Here is a 14,866-nt window from a genome sequence, read left to right as displayed (position 1 = left end):
GCTCAGTCCTGGCTCACGACGGTGACGCCGGGAGCGGTCTTCTTCGGCACCCGCACGGACAGGTCGCCGCTGCCCTCGCCGTCCGTCCAGGGGCCGATCCACTCGTCCCCGTCCTCGAACAGCGTGCCCTTGATGATCACGCGCGCCCGGTACCGGTACGCCGGCGGCCGTCCCGGCTGTCCCGTGTAGAGGGCGAACCGGCGTTCCTTGTAGTTCTCCCCGGTGTCGGCCATGGTGAAGGTGAAGGTGACGATCGGGCGCTCGCCGCCGTCGGGGCCCTCGCCCTTGGGCTGCACCTGCACCTCGACGATCTGGTTGCCCGCCGTCAGATCCCGGTTGATCGAGATCGGGGCGAGCACGAGCGCGCCGGCGTTGTCGGCGCGCACGGCCACGGTCAGGCTGTCGGTGAGCGTGCCGAACGGTTCCGGGTCGAGGTGCACCTCGTTGGCCTCGATGATGATCCGGGAGAACCGGTCGTCGAGGATGGAGGGCGACTCGTCGAACTCGATGGTGCGCCGGACGAACACCTTGTCCGGACGCCACCCCTCCGGCGCGCCGGCGACCTGCTCCGCCTTCTTCTGGGTCTGCCGGGCGAAGAAGACCTCGTTGGTCGCGCCGCTGGCGTAGACGAGGGTCGGCGAGGAGGCGGGGGCGAGCGGTGTGGTCTCCCCGACGGGGGCGCCCTCGCCGCGCACGTCGGTCGTCGCGTCGACCTCCTGCGGGCGTGGCGGCGGCCGGAACTCGTGGGCGGACCACGCGATCTCGCCTTCCACGCTGGGGTAGCCGATCTGGACTGTGGCGGACTTCACCGGATCGCCGCTCACGCCGTGGTCCGGGTCGGGCCACTTGACGACGGGCCGGCAGACCGTGGTGATCTTGCGGTCCCAGTTGTCCAGGTACAGCGTGCGCATGTAACGGCTCTTGAGCTCCGGATGGGCGGCCAGCAGGTCGGCCACGCCGTCCACGTTGCCGCCCATCGTGCTCGGCTGCGCGTACATCTCGTCGACCTCGAAGGTGAAGGAGTTGGCGATCTCCACCCGATCGTGGCGGAAGTTGAGGCTGAACCCCGCGCCGAAGCCCCAGCCGAAGAGGTTGAGCAGTCCGCCGGACTTGGGCGGGCCCGGGTCCTGGACCTCCGGCATCGGCTGGAAGATCACTTGCTTCGCCTGGTCCAGCCACATCGCCACGAGCATGTCGATGTACTTGGTGACCATCGCCTCCTTGTTGTCCGCGCCGGGAATGGTGCGGTCCATCTCCAGCTCGACCTTGATGTCGCCGTTCATCCGCAGCGTGTTCCAGGTGGCCTTGAGGTCGCCCGAGCTCCACCACCAGCTGGCGTTGGCCTGGGCCGTGAAGTGGCTGAACACCCGCTCCCAGTTGGCGGTCATGTGCAGCCGCGTGATCGGCGCCCACAGCGGCAGCGTGAGGTCGGCCGTCACCCCGATGGGCACCTCGGTGCCCAGCAGCCCCTGCTCCACCTGCGCCGCCGCGAACGTGCCGAGGTTGACGACGAACGGGTGCTCGGCGGTCGGGATCAGGCTGCCGTTCCCGGCGCCCTGGGCGGTGACGAAGAACGGGTCGCCCGCGTTGCCGCCCTGCGTGCCGTCCTGGTCGGTGATCATCAGGCGCAGCGTGGAGCTCCTGATCGGGATCGGCCGGATGTCGGCGATCGTGGACCGGTCGGCCACGCCCGGCTTGACCTGCCAGAACCGGTCCCGGCTGCCCTGCTGCATCCGTTCCAGGATCTGCTTGTGCGCGTCCCGCAGGACGCCCTCGGGCGGCGCGCCGGTCATCGCGAAGCTGAGCACCCCGCCCGAGGTCTCCCGGGTCTGCCCGGGGGCCACGCCGAGGTTCGTCTGGCCGTCCTGCACGCCGAGGAAATGCAGGAAGCTGAGCCTGAGATCGCCGTTCGGCTTGCGCGCCAGGCGCATCCGCTCCGGCAGCCAGTAGAAGACGGGGTTGGCCCCCTGGGCCTGGAGCTCGTCGTTGTGCTTGTCGGGGAGGAAGACGAGGGAGTATTCGACGCCGGCGTCGTTGAGGGTGACGGTCTCGAAGCCGCCGGCCATGATCGGTCCTGCTGGGTTCACCATCGCTGGCTCCTGAACTGTGTGGGGAGGCCGCTCACAGGGCGGCGGGGTAGTAGATGAGGGACCGGTCGAGGCCGCGGCCGACCACGGCGGCCGCGTTGCGGAACAGCCGGAGGTTCGCCCGGTTCCGCGGGGCGAGGCCCGGGTTGCCGTCCTCCCGCAGGTGGGACTGGGCCGCCGCGTCCTCCCACCGGCCCGCGTTCGCGGCGGCGTTGAAGCCCGGCCAGCGGATGGGGAAGAACGAGCCCGTCCAGGCGATGCTGTGCGCCCCGAGCCGGGCGTCGGCGGGCCAGTCCGCCCACCCGGGGAAGAAGGCCGACAGCCGGGCCTCGTTGACGTCGAACCGCTTGCGGACGAGCTCGTCGATCGCGGCGTCGGGCAGCTCGAGGGTGTGGATGGCCTTCGCCGCCAGGTGGCCCTTCTTCGCGAGGCCGGGCGCGTCCTTGATCCGGTGCCACTCGGCCGCGATCTCCGCGCGGGTGGCGGGCGTCCCGGTGTCCTTGTGCACGAACGGCAGGGCGGCCGCCTCCTCGGGGGAGTCCACGAGGTTGCCGACGCCCGTGGTGACCAGGCCCTTGACGTCCTGGTACAGGTAGGGGAGACGGCCCTCCAACGGCGCGCTGAACTCGGGGAAGAAGTCCCTGACCGAGCGCGCCGAGCCGGTCGGCCCTTCCGGTGCGACAGGCTCGGGAACGTCCTCGGCCAGCGGCCCGATCGGCAGCCCCGGCCAGTCCTCGATGGACCGGGGGAAGCCCTCGGCCACCGACCCGTCGTCCGGGTCGAGCCTCGCGTACTCGTTCCCGGAGAAGATGTACGGGTTGCCGCTGGGCCACCACAGCGCCGCCTCGATCCGTGGGAACGCTCCAGGCCAGTCGTCGGCGACCGACTTGGCCTCCGGGTCGATCCGGCCGGTTGCGCCGTCGAACTCCTGGTACTCCTCCCCGGAGAAGAAGTAGGCGTTGCCGCTGCCCCACAGGATCGCGGCGTCGATGCCGGACTCGAACAGCCCGGGCCACATCTCGGCGATCGGCCGCGGGCCGTCCAGCACGATCCCGTTCTCGAGGTCGTACGACAGGCACTGGTCGCCGCGGAAGAAGAAGACCGAGCCGTCGCTCCACGGCAGGGCGGCGTCGATGTCCGCCTCGAACAGGCCGGGCCACTGGTCGGCGATCGCCAGCGGGTAGCCCTCGTCGGCGCCGTCGGCCTCGACGTCGTACCGGATGTAGCGCTCGCCGGTGAAGAAGTACGCCTTCGCCCCGGACGGAGCGACGAACCCGCAGAGCTTGTCCATGGTCGTCACCCCCCGGCCTGAGGCGCGGGCTCGCCCGACACCGTGCCGACGTGGCGGAACCCGCGCGACTCGACCAGCGTGCCGCCGGCCGCCTCGATCCGCTCGACCGTCCGGGGCCGCAGCCGCAGCTCGGCGAAGTCGCCTGTGGCGGCGACGAGGTACTCGACCCGGCCGTGGACGGCCTCGTCGTCGCGAGTCCAGATCGCGCCGGACACCGCGCTGAATCGGGACGGCACGGCGACCTCCTCCTCGAGCGCGGCCACCAGCTCCTTCTCGAAGGTCTTTTGGATCATCCGCAGCGGGAGGTGGACGGCGGCCATCACCAGCGAGTGGCCCTCCCTCGTCCGCAGCACGTCCAGCGCCGTCTCGTCGTCCGGCACCGCGCCCGCGACGGGCCGCAAGCGCGGCTCCTTGGTGTCGGCGCCGAGCCGGGCGATCCGGGGGCGCATGCCGAAGAACCCGGTGTCGCTCACCAGGATCGAGTTCACGACGCAGCGGTACGCCGGCGGGAACCCGTAGCCGGCCTCGCGGTACAGGCTGCGCACGAACAGCGTGCCGGGCGGGTGCGGCAGGTCGCCCGCGCCCGGCATGACGTCGCCGGTCATGGCCTCCTCGAAGGCGGAGTCCACCGTCGAGGGGTGCAGCCGGATGTCGCAGAAGGTGAGGTTGCGCATGCTCAGGCCGCCGTTCCGGTGACGCCGATCTGCATGTGGATGTGGTTCTTGTGGGCCTCTCGGCCGTGCGGCGTCCCAGGCGCGGTGGCCGGGTGGTCGGGGTGCATGATGAAGCTGCGCTCCCCGATGGAGGTGGGCGTGTCCAGCCCGTCGGGGCCGTCGGTGCGGTCCTGCCACTCCGAGGCGACGAACTCGTACACGGCGCGCCAGAAGTCGCGCGTGAACGGGTCGGCGTCCTCGTCGTCGAGCCGGTAGGACGTGTCGGACCCGGTCCCGGGCGGCCAGTTCCCGCCCGGGGTCGCGGCGGTCGACACGGTCCCCCAGTCGTCGTTGACGGTGAGCGTCCACTCCTCGCCGTCCTCGGCGACCGCCTTGACGCCGGCGAAGTCGACCGCGCGGCCCTGGCCGTGGCAGTCGGTGCGCGGGCGGCCCTGGTTGTCGACGCCGCCGCCGGAGATGCCGAGGTGGTACAGCTCGACGACGTTGTAGGTGTCCTTCAGCCACTGGCACAGCCGCACCAGGGCGAGCGCGTTGCGGGGGTCCAGCCGGTCAGGCGCCGCCGGGTGGCTGGGCTGCCCGAACGTCACCGTGCCCGACGCCAGGTAGCGGACGACGACTCCGGCGACGTTGCCGTCCTGGGGCTGCTCGCCGTCCCAGCCGTCCAGGCTCACCCTGTCCGGGCTGCCCTCCCCTTCCAGCCGGATCACGTCGCTCGACTGCAGGTCGAGCAGTTCGGCGTAGGCGTCTTCCTTGCTCATCGCGCGTGCGGGATCGCTCACGATCCTGGTCCTTCCGGTGCGGTACGTCACCGCTGACGCGGTGGTCTGTCGCACGACGGATGGCGCAGGGGGACCGGTGATACAGCGAATCTCCGCGAGTTTTCCGGCGGGCCGCGGTCGCCTACGGCCGAGGCTCGATCCAGCCGGTGATGACGGTGGCCCCGGCGTTCGTGCGGACGTGCAGCCGGAAGCGCCGGGCCGGGACCGGCTCGATCACGAACCAGCCGACCTCGTCGACCGGGACCTCCCGGACGGGGCCGTCGTCGTCCCGCACGAGGACCGCGCCGGGCTGCGCGGGCACCAGCTGCCCGCGCACCGCGTCGGGGTGGATCTCGGCCTCGATGGACAGCTCGCCGGCGGCGAAGCTCAGCACGCGCGGCCCCGAGCCGTCCGGCCGCGGCTCGTCGCGCAGGCCCGCCGGTTCCCGCGCCGGGTGCAGGGAGTCGAGCTGCAGCTCGGCCAGCTCGGCGTCGACGGTCCGCCACGCGAAGGCCGCCTTCCCGGCACGCACGAAGGACTCGGGCACCCGGGCCTCGCGTACCGCGTGACCCAGCTCCTCGAGCAGCCGGTCGTCGTCCCACCGGCTCGGTACGTCCGTCACGTCGTCGCCCCCGTCCACGTCGACCACCTAGGCCAGCTGGAGAGCGGCCAGCGCCCGGCTCCTGCGCAGCCTATCCAGGCAGCGGCCGCGGGTGGGGCCGATGGCCCCCACCGGGACGCCGAGCGCGGTGCTGATCTCGGCGTAGGAGGCCGGCGGCTCGGCGAACAGCATGCTCAGCAGCTCCCGGCACCGGGCCGGCAGCTCGGCGAAGGCCGTGCGCAGGGCGTGCCGCCGCTCCGCCACCAGCAGCTCGCCGTCCACGCCGTCCTCCTCCCCGCGGGCGCCCGGCTCGGGGTCGTCCACCGGAACCTGCCGCTTACGGGCGCGCAGCAGCTGCAGGCACTGTCGCTGGGTGGTGCGGACGAGCCAGCCGGGAAGGGCGGCCGGCTCGTGCAGCGTGTCGAGGCGTTCCACCAGCCGCAGCCAGACGCCGCCGGCGACGTCGTCCGCGTCGCTGCCGGTCACGCCGTACCGGCCGCACACCCCCCAGACCAGCGGCGCGTACCGCTCGACGATGGCGTCCCACGCCGCGGCGTCGCCCTCGCGCGCCCGGAGCACGAGGTCGACGACTACCGGATCGTCGCGCATGGCCCGTCAGCCCTCAAGCGGGTACGGCCGGACCTCGTCGGCCTCGGCGAGAAGCTTGTCCAGCGCCTGCCGGGGCGTCACCGAGCCCGGGACCGTGCGGGCGGCGACCGCGCCGGTGACGAGGGCGGTAGAGAAGGAGGTGCCGCTCCACCGGGCGTGGCCTTGGAAGGTCTGGCGGCGGCCGTCGATGTCGACCTCTCCAGTGAGGTACGAGCCCACGACCCCCTCCCCGGGCGCCAGGCACGCCACCCACGGGAGGTCCGGGCTCCAGCCGGGCATGACCGGGTGCCCGTCCACCGTGCCGTACGCGCCCACCGCGACGACGGGCGGAACGGCGGCCGGCCAGCAGGCCGAGCGCCGGCTGCGTCCGGAGCTGAGATGGGGGAGCGCGCCGTGGTTGCCCGCGGCGGCCACGACCAGCACCCGCGGGGCGAGCCGCTCGATCGCGCGGGCGATGACCAGCGGCGGCCCCCCGGACAGCGTGAAGCAGCCGAGGGAGAGGTTGAGGATGTCCGGCTGGAAGGCGGCCGCCAGCCGCAGCATGGCCCGGGCCGTGTCCCAGGAGTCGGCCCGGCCCGTGCCGGGGTCGAGGACCCCCTCGACGGAGAGCTCGGCGGCCGGCGCCTCCCGCTGGATGAGGCTGCGCACGAACGCGGAGTGCCCCGAGCGGTACGGAAGCGGCTGTTCCGCCGTACCCGGTTCCGTGGACGCGAGCGGGGTGTCGACGACGCCGACCCGCACGCCACGCCCGGCGTCCTCGTGCCCGGGGAGCGACTGCGGCACATCGGCGGGGCCGGCGGGCTCCGGCTGCCCGCCGTCCATCGGCTTGTGCCCCAGCACGTCGAACTCGCCCAGGGACATGGGCTTGTGCCCGAGGGCGGAGATCCCGCCGCTCATCAGGTGCATGGGCTTGTGGCCGCTCGCCAGGACCGCGCCGTCCGGCAGGGACATGGGTTTGTGGCCGTCCCCGATGACCGCGTCCACGACCCGGTTCTTGCCGATCGTCGGCATCCAGCCGCCGCGGTCGGCGGCCGCCTTCTCCCGCAGCAGGGCGAGGAGCTCGCCGACCTCGACGGGATCGTCGTCGGCGTCCTTGAGCTCGCGCAGGCGGGCCAGTCCGAGGAGCTCGTCCCGGTCGTCGGGGGCGAGGGCGGCGTGCACGACGCCGAGTTCGTTCAGCATGCGCTCGACGACCTCCAGGTGCAGAAGGTCGACGATGAGTTGGTCCGGTTGGTGCGATGTGGTGCCCGCGTCGACTGGCATCTGGATAGTGTCCTTTCCCGGGGTCACGACTTATCCGGAACGCGAACTTCCTCAGACGGAACCACGAGGGCCTGGCCGTGATACATCCAACGCAGGAAACGCCGCCGGGCGCAAGGGCCAACGGGAACGCTCCAGCACGCGCCCCCGCCGTTCCCGGCGACGGCGACAACGGCGGCCCGCCGGACGGCTTGGTGCTCAGGGCCGTGACGCCGGCCGGGGCCGAGCCGACGGTCGAGCCGCTGGCCGAGGCCGAGGCGGCGCTGGCCGCGGTCGACCGCGACCCCGTCTCGGGCCTCCCGGCGGCCGAGCGGGCCGCCCGGCGCGCTGCCCGCGGGGGCCACGCCGTGGCGGCGTCCACGGCCGAACGCGCCTGGGGGCACGCGCTCCTGCACGTGGGCGAGCTCGACAACGCCATCAGGCACCTGAGCCGCGCCGCCGCCTGGGGCGTGCGGGCCGGCCGCGCCGACCTGGCCGCCGAGGCGCGGTACAAGCTCGCCTTCGCGGTCCTGCAACGGGGCAGGCCACAGGCCGCGCTGCGCGAGATCGACGCCGCCCTGCCGGATCTGACCGGCATGGCGGCCGCCCGCGCCCGCGCGCAGCGCGCGATCGTGCTGCACGTGATCGGCCGCCTCGACGAATCGCTTGCCGAGTTCGAGGCGGCGCTGCAGGTGCTGCGTCAGCACGCCGACCTGCTCGGCGTGCAGCGGATGCTGATCAACAGGGCCCTCGTCCACTCCGACCGCCACGCCTTCGCCGCGGCCGAACGCGACCTGCTGGAGGCGGAGACGCTGGCGCGCGAGCTCGGCCGCCCGCTGACGATCGGCCTGATCGCCAACAACCTCGGTCTCATGGAGACGCTGCGGGGCGACGTACCGGCCGCGCTGCGCCATCTCGACCGGGCCGAGCGCATCATCGGCGCGCACGGCGCCCAGCTGGGCACGCTGCACCAGGACCGGGCCGAGCTGCTGCTGTCGGTGGGGCTCACGGCCGAGGCGAAGGCGGCCGCCGCCCGCGCGGTGGACGCCTACCGCCGCGAGCGCCGCTCGCTCAAGGTGCCCGAGGTGCAGGTGCTGCTCGCGCAGGCCGAGATCCTGTCCGGCGATCCGGCCGCCGCGCTGGGCCACGCCCGTGCGGCGCTGCGCCGCTTCCGCGCCCAGGGGCGGCGGGAATGGACGGAACTGGCCCGGCTGTCCGTCCTGTCCGCCCAGCGCGCCGCCGGCCGTCGGCCGCGCCTCCCGGGGGCGGTCATCGACGTCATGGTCGCGACCCTGGACGCGGCGGGATGGCCCGCGGCGGCGCTGGACGCCGCGATCGTGGCCGCCCAGGTGACCGCTGAGCGCCGCGCCGGGCGGCGGGGTGAGGAAGGGCCCGGCCGCTCCGGAGACGCTGGGGACGCGCGGGCGGGAGTGGGGCTGACCGCCGAGCGGCGCTATCGGACGGCGGACGTGGCCGCCGGCTACCTGAGCCGGGCCGCGGCGGCGTCCCGGTCCCGGGGGCCGGCGCTCGTCCGGGCGCGCGGCTGGTACGCGCGGGCGCTTCAACTGCGGGCCGAGGGGGACGCGCGCGGCGTGCTCGCCGCCGTACGGACGGGCCTGCGGGTCCTGGACGAGCACGCCTCGGCAATGGGGGCCACCGACCTGAGGGTGCACGCGGCGGCGCATCGGGCGGACCTGGTGGCGCTGGGACTGGAGGTGGCCTTCGAGGCCGGCCGCCCCGACGGCCTCCTCGAGTGGTCGGAGCGCGCCCGGGCCAGCCGTCTGCTGGCCGCGCCGGTCCGTCCGCCCGACGACCCGGTGCTGACCGCGCTGCTGGCCCGGCTGCGCTCCGTCACGAGGGACCTGGCCGGTCAGGCGGCGGCGCCCGCCCCGCTGCTCGCCCGGCAGGCGGACCTGGAACGGCGCATCCGCGACCACAGCCGCCGGCTCGCCGGGACTCCCGGCGGCGTGCCCGCGGCCCCGGTCACGCCCCGGGACCTCGCCGCCTCGCTCGGTTCCTGGGCGCTGGTCGAGTACGTCCGCCGGGGCGCCGACCTGCACGTGCTCACCGTGGTGGACGGCCGCCTGGGCGTCCACCGCCTCGGGGCGACGGCCGAGGCGGCCGACCTGATCGAGCGGCTGACGTTCGGCGTGCGGCGATACGCGCGCCCGGACGCCCGGCCCGATGTGCTAGCCGCGTCCGTCGCGCTGCTGGACGCCGCGGCCGCCCGGCTCGACGCCCTGCTGCTCGGGCCGCTGGCCGAGATCGGCGACCGCCCGCTCGTCGTGGTGCCCACCGGACCGCTGCACAGCCTGCCGTGGTCCCTCCTGCCGTCCTGCGCGGGACGGCCCGTGACAGTCGCGCCGTCCGCGACGCTGTGGCACCTCGCCCGGACCCGCCTCGCGTCGGCGGACGGTGACGGCAGGGGCGGCGCCGGCCTGGGTCGCGCGGGTGTCGCGGCCGGGGGACGGGTGGTCGCGGTGGCGGGCCCGCGGCTCCCGGCCGCGGGGCCCGAGGCGGCGGCGGTCGGCGCGATCCACGACGGCGCCGTGCTCGCCGGAGCCGCGGCGTCGGTCGAGGCGGTCTCGGCCGCCCTGTCGCGGGCCGGGCTCGCGCATCTCGCCGCGCACGGGCACCTGTCGGCGGAGAACCCGCTGTTCTCCGGCATCGCCCTCGCCGACGGGCCGCTGATGGCCTACGACGTGGAACGGCTGCCGCGGGTGCCGCACACGCTGGTGCTCGCGGCCTGCGACAGCGGCCGTTCCGTTGTGCGCACCGGCGACGAGCTGATGGGCCTCGCCGTGGCGTTCCTCGCCCGCGGCACGTCCCAGCTCGTCGCCTCGGTGCTGCCGATCCCCGACGCGGCGACGACCCCCGTCATGGTGGCCTTCCACGAACGGCTGGCCGCCGGGCGCCCGCCCGCCGCCGCCCTCGCCGAGGCCCAGCGGGCCGTCCGGGGCAACGACCCGCGGACGGCCGCCGCAGCGGCCGGCTTCGTGTGCATCGGCGCCGGCGCCGTCCCGGTCTTCGGCCGCGATCCGGGCCGTCATCGGGCCGCTGCCGGCGCCGGCTGACGAGGCGGTGGTGGCCGCGCCGCCGCGCGACCTGGTCGTCGGCGCGTTCATGATGTTGTTCCTGGCGCCTGACCTGCGCGCCGCTGCCTGGGCCGTGCTGCGCGAGTCGGAACCAGCAGGACTCGCACCCGCACCGACAAGGAAGTAAGCGCAAGGGATGGAACCCGTCCGTCGCGAGCAACTACCGGGCGCTCGCCGAGCACGCCAAGCGCGCGGCGTACCCCGAAGCCGTCGAGCAGGCGCATGCCGACTTCGCCGCCCTCCAGACCGGCGAATCTCCCGGCCCGCGCACGGCGACGACAGAACCCGCTCGGTGATGCCTGGATCACCGTACTCGTCCCAGGTGTCTCCTTGGTTAGGAGTTACACCATTTGTTTGTATAGTCCCAAAAATCGGTTCTGGATCATATCTCGTGATTGTTCCGGCTCAGGGTCAGGTCGGTTGGGCATTGAGCATGACGCGCGTTTTTTAGGAGTGAGAGGGCGGCGCGGACTGACTTCGCTGTTTGACGGTGCTTGGCCCTTCCAAACTGGGGTTGGCCGGTTTAGGCGATTGCTACAGATGCCAGCAGAATCCCGATAAAGTCAGGCATGCGGGAGGGGGTCGACTGTGGTGACGACCGCGTCGGTGGTCACGCCTGCGGTGGCTGTTGCGGCAGCGGTTGTGACTCTGGTGAACGTCCAGGAGTTCAAACGCCGATGGCTGTCCACGCAATTGGCCAAGGAGATCGCACGACCGGCTTACCGCACTTACAGTCCGGGCATGGTGGTGCTCCTGGGAGCGATCGGCGTCGGGATCGCCTCTCTGCTCGCTCCGCTGCTCGTCCGGCTTGGGAACGCCGGCACGGCGGGGATCGCGCTCATCGCCGTCCTCGGCCTTGCCCTCGGCATCGCCGGGCTGAGTTTTCTGGGGCTCGGCGTCGCGGTGCACGCTCTGCTGTGGCCGCTGGACCCGTTGATCGTGTACTGGTGGGCGACGCCGCTGGCTGTGGGCGGCATCTTGAGGTTCCTCCATCTCGCCGAGCACAACCGCCGCAGCGTCTGGCGGATGGCCGTCGCGATGAACCGGTACGGGCCGGTCATCATGGGTACCGCGCCGGCCGAATTTTTCTGGCGGGTCATCGGGTTGCTGGGCGGGCTCGCGCCGCTCGCCGCAGTGGTCGTGTCCGGCCTGGGATTCAGCCTGGCCGACCGCGCGCCCCTGGCCGGCGCGGCTGTGCTCGTGGCCGTCCAGGCTGCCTGGACGGACGTGTGCTGCCTGGCCATCCCCGAGCGGCTCGCCCGGCTGACCCGCCTTGCCGGCACCGCTCTGCTTCGCTGCGGCACGTTCGCGGTGGCGGCCGGGCCCGTCGGCGCGGCCTGCGCCGATCTATGGAGCCGCGGCCCCACCGGTGTCGCCGGAGGGTTCTTCCTTGCCGCGTGGGTGACCCTTCCGTGGCTGCTGGTCGAACTCACCGCACGCCTCGACCGCACATTGCCGACGCCCATGCGAGTCGCCGTAACGCTGATCCGCGCACCCTTGACCAGCGGGTTCGCGGCGGTCGCTCTGGCCGCCCTTCACCCGCGTCCCGGGCTCGCCACCGCCGCCCTGCTCCTGGCCGCGGCGGAGACCGCGACCCTCGCAGCCGGGCGCGGACGAGCCGGTCCGTTGTACATCTCCTACCGATCCTCCGTCGGCTTCCTGACCGAAGATCCCGACCGAGCCCGGAACATGGCCGGGAAATGGCTTCGCGACTCGATCCTCAACCATCCGGCCCGGCCGGACCTCAACTTGATCCGCGCCCTCGCCAAGCGTGCGGCTCTCGCCTCGCGCGGTGACAGCACCGGAGATCCCGCTCACCGGACCGGCCTGGACGCCCTGTGCTGGGTCGACCTCGCCGATCGGCTTCTCGACCTGGTCGACAGCGAGGTGAGCCCTCACTACCCGGCCAAGTACCGGGCCCGGCTGGCCCACGCCGTCGGCAACGCCCGCGCGGTCGTGTCCTGGAGCCGCGCCATCGTCCTCACCCGGGCCGCGGCCCCGGACGAGGCGTGCCGCCAGTGGCGTGATTGCGCGACCCGTCGCATGCTCCTGCGTCATCCCGCGCACGAGCTGTTCGCTCGCGCCATGGTCGCCATTCTGCTCGTTCGCCTCGGACGGACCGCCGACGCCGCGAGAGCCTTCGACCGGCTACAGCGGGCAGGAACGACGGTCCCCGTCCTGCGCGCCTGCGTCGCTCTGGCCGAAGCGGCGCTCACCGGTGACGACCCCACCCTCCCGGCGCCGCGGATGACGGCCCGCGCTCTGCGCTCCGCGTGGAGGGGCGAGCCCGGAGGCCGCTTACGCTCCTACTGGACCGCCGAGGAAAGCTCCCTGATCCTGTCCGACCAGGCAGGTCACCTGCGCACGGTCTCCATCGCGACCGTGGCGAGGTGACCGGCCCAGTGACGACAGCTCGCTCCGCCCGCGCCTTCTACCTCTACGCGACGTTCCTGCCCCTCGCTTCGACCGCCCTCGCGTCGGCTCTCGGACGAGTCGACCGCCCGGACATCACGACCGCCGCGGCATTGTGCGTCACGGCGAACTACGTGCTGCAGTACCGCTCCTACCGGGTCCTGATGGAGGAGATGAGAGAGCTGAGGCACAGGGCCGAGCTGTCCTTCACGCGGCTGCAGGTCATCGGCGGCTTGTTCCTCGGCTTCCTGGTCGAGAAGCTGTGGAACGGCCTCCCCGCACTTCACGGCAACGAACTGTGGACCGCCCTCGCGGTCTCCCTGATCCCGCTGCTGATCATGCGCCCCGTCTACACGCTTCGCCTGCACCCCGTCGTCTGGCTGCTGTCCAATCCCTACCGGGTCCTGTTCGACAAGGGTGTCCTGGTGCTCTACGCCGCGCTCGAAACCCACTCTCCCGGGTTACTGTGGCTGGCGTTGTGGCTGGCGATCTGCGATCTGCCCGGCTCCGTGGGTATGGCGGTCCAGTCGCGTTCCCCGGGGTGGGAGGCACGAGTCAACGACGCGCACCACTACCTCGACAGTGACGCCGAGACCCGGCGAATCCTGTTCGAAGAGCCCTGGCTGAGAGACTTCGTGCGCAACCGGTCCGGCCGTCCCGACCTCGGCTTCGTCCACACTCTCGCCCACGAGGCCGCCCGATCGGTTCAGCAGACCCGAGCCATGACCCTCGATCTTGACGGGCTCAGCGCCTTCACCGTCCGTCCAGGGCTCCGTTCACTCGACTGGGCCGACGCCGCCCTCGCTCTACTCGAACGTGCCGAAAACGCGGTCCCCCGCACGCCCGAAGCCCGCCGCCGGTTCCGCCTCGCCCGCGCCCACTGCGCCTACGCTCGAGCCCTCATCTATTCCGCCACCGGCCACCGCGACGAATTCCGGGCGTCGTTCACCGAAGCGTGCACGATCTGGCGGCAGGAAGGCCACCAGGACGTCGCCGCTGTGGAATCCGCGCTGTCCTACCTCAACTCCAGCGGCGAGAAACTGTTCCTTGTCCTGACGCCCGCCGACGGCCTGGCGCTCCTCGACCCGCCCGTCCACGACCCCACCCTCACCCCGCTTGTCCGGCGCTACACCTTGCTGGCCGTCTCGCTCGTCCACCAGGAGCTCGGCGAGCCCGAACCAGCCGCGAAGTTGAAGGCGGAAGCCTTGGCCCAGCGCCCTCGCTGGGGCGACAGCCGCCGCCTCCTGAGGCAGTACCGAGCCGCCGGCCTGCCCCGCAAGCGGTCGGCGATCTCCATCACAGGCCGGCTCCTCGCCCTGGCGACCGGCCCGGTCGCCGACTTCAGCCAGTTCGCCCCCTCCAGCGCCCCTACCATCGCACTGGACAGCTGGCCCCCCAGCCAGGCACGCGACCACGCCGCACTCGGCCTGCGGATGTGGGACCTGGGACGCCGCGACCAGGCCGAGGCACTCCTCATGGAAGCCGTCCGGCTGCTACGGGCCAGCGACCAGCTCGTCGCCGCGTTCTACGTCCTGCTCGAGCTGGGTCGAGCCCAGCATGACAGCGCTCCCTGGCGCGCCTACCACACCCTCAACCAGGCCGCCGAGGTCTATGAGACGCTCCGGATGCGGATCCTGGACGACGAGGTACGGCTCAGCACGGGAGCCTCCATCGAACGCCTCACTCTCCTCACCCTCGGCCTGCTCCTGGACGCCCCCGAAGGCGGCGGCCCCTGGCCGCGAACACCACGCGCGGCAGCGTTCGCCCTGGTGGAGCGGGCCCGGTCCCGCGGGCTGCTGGAACTGCTGGGCACCACTGTCCCGCCCGGTGCCACCGCCCCACCCGACCTCGTCGCCGCCGAGGCCGAAGCGCGGCGGATCGTCGCCGACAGGCGGGCCGCCCTCGCCGCCGCCGGCACCCCGGCCGGCAGTGAGGCGGCGCTGCGTGGCCTGCGTGACGCCCTGTCCGCCCTCGCGAGGGTGCAGGACCGCATCGCCGCCGTCGACCTGGCAGGGGAGGAGTATGTGAACCTGTCCCGCGGTACCCCTCTCACCTTCGCCGAAGTGAAAGCGTTGCTGCGCCCCGAGGAGTCCGGGTGAG

Annotated in this window: 10 protein-coding genes; 3 read left to right on the top strand and 7 right to left on the bottom strand. The window is 72.9% G+C overall.

Annotated features, from left to right (window positions below; translation table 11 throughout):
• Positions 1-2 precede the first annotated feature (2 nt).
• From FH610_RS38290 to FH610_RS38260, 7 genes are all read right to left on the bottom strand, one after another.
• Positions 3-2,090 carry a hypothetical protein gene (locus FH610_RS38290; protein WP_139580132.1) on the bottom strand — a complete coding sequence of 696 codons (2,088 nt, stop codon included), beginning with the start codon at positions 2,088-2,090 and terminating at the stop codon, positions 3-5.
• A gap of 31 nt (positions 2,091-2,121) precedes the next feature.
• Positions 2,122-3,378 carry a hemopexin repeat-containing protein gene (locus FH610_RS38285; RefSeq protein WP_139580131.1) on the bottom strand — a complete coding sequence of 419 codons (1,257 nt, stop codon included), beginning with the start codon at positions 3,376-3,378 and terminating at the stop codon, positions 2,122-2,124.
• A gap of 5 nt (positions 3,379-3,383) precedes the next feature.
• Positions 3,384-4,052, bottom strand: coding sequence for a hypothetical protein (locus tag FH610_RS38280; RefSeq protein WP_139580130.1), 669 nt, complete (start codon positions 4,050-4,052; stop codon positions 3,384-3,386).
• Between the two features lie 2 nt (positions 4,053-4,054).
• Entirely contained in the window at positions 4,055-4,831 is a 777-nt protein-coding gene (locus FH610_RS38275; RefSeq protein ID WP_139580129.1) for a hypothetical protein, read from the bottom strand.
• 121 nt (positions 4,832-4,952) lie between these two features.
• On the bottom strand, positions 4,953-5,450 hold the full coding sequence (locus FH610_RS38270; protein WP_139580128.1) for a hypothetical protein: 498 nt from the start codon (positions 5,448-5,450) through the stop codon (positions 4,953-4,955).
• Positions 5,451-5,459: 9 nt separating this feature from the next.
• Entirely contained in the window at positions 5,460-6,020 is a 561-nt protein-coding gene (locus tag FH610_RS38265) for an RNA polymerase sigma factor (protein WP_139580127.1), read from the bottom strand.
• A 6-nt stretch (positions 6,021-6,026) separates the two neighbouring features.
• The gene (locus FH610_RS38260) at positions 6,027-7,283 is read right to left on the bottom strand and encodes a S8/S53 family peptidase (RefSeq protein ID WP_139580126.1); all 1,257 of its coding nucleotides are present in this window, start codon (positions 7,281-7,283) and stop codon (positions 6,027-6,029) included.
• Between the two features lie 77 nt (positions 7,284-7,360).
• Between FH610_RS38260 and FH610_RS38255 the strand changes: the two genes are divergently transcribed.
• The 3 genes from FH610_RS38255 (at position 7,361) to FH610_RS38240 (ending at position 14,865) form a co-directional block, all read left to right on the top strand.
• On the top strand, positions 7,361-10,333 hold the full coding sequence (locus FH610_RS38255; RefSeq protein ID WP_139580125.1) for a CHAT domain-containing protein: 2,973 nt from the start codon (positions 7,361-7,363) through the stop codon (positions 10,331-10,333).
• Between the two features lie 762 nt (positions 10,334-11,095).
• Positions 11,096-12,748 carry a hypothetical protein gene (locus tag FH610_RS38245; RefSeq protein ID WP_139580124.1) on the top strand — a complete coding sequence of 551 codons (1,653 nt, stop codon included), beginning with the start codon at positions 11,096-11,098 and terminating at the stop codon, positions 12,746-12,748.
• 8 nt (positions 12,749-12,756) lie between these two features.
• A complete protein-coding gene (locus tag FH610_RS38240) occupies positions 12,757-14,865 on the top strand; it encodes a hypothetical protein (RefSeq protein ID WP_139580123.1) in 2,109 nt (702 codons plus the stop codon).
• Position 14,866: the final 1 nt, after the last annotated feature.

This window comes from Microbispora catharanthi (assembly GCF_006334915.2).
In the GTDB taxonomy this organism is placed as follows: domain Bacteria; phylum Actinomycetota; class Actinomycetes; order Streptosporangiales; family Streptosporangiaceae; genus Microbispora; species Microbispora catharanthi.
The sequence above is the reverse complement of the archived record's forward strand: the minus strand, read 5'-3'. Positions and strand labels throughout refer to the sequence as shown.

Bases quoted from the DNA above. Each gene is read 5' to 3' on its own strand.
- FH610_RS38290 (WP_139580132.1), bottom strand. From the start codon at position 2,090: ATGGTGAACCCAGCAGGACCGATCATGGCCGGCGGCTTCGAGACCGTC.
- FH610_RS38285 (WP_139580131.1), bottom strand. From the start codon at position 3,378: ATGGACAAGCTCTGCGGGTTCGTCGCTCCGTCCGGGGCGAAGGCGTAC.
- FH610_RS38280 (WP_139580130.1), bottom strand. From the start codon at position 4,052: ATGCGCAACCTCACCTTCTGCGACATCCGGCTGCACCCCTCGACGGTG.
- FH610_RS38265 (WP_139580127.1), bottom strand. From the start codon at position 6,020: ATGCGCGACGATCCGGTAGTCGTCGACCTCGTGCTCCGGGCGCGCGAG.
- FH610_RS38260 (WP_139580126.1), bottom strand. From the start codon at position 7,283: ATGCCAGTCGACGCGGGCACCACATCGCACCAACCGGACCAACTCATC.
- FH610_RS38245 (WP_139580124.1), top strand. From the start codon at position 11,096: ATGGTGGTGCTCCTGGGAGCGATCGGCGTCGGGATCGCCTCTCTGCTC.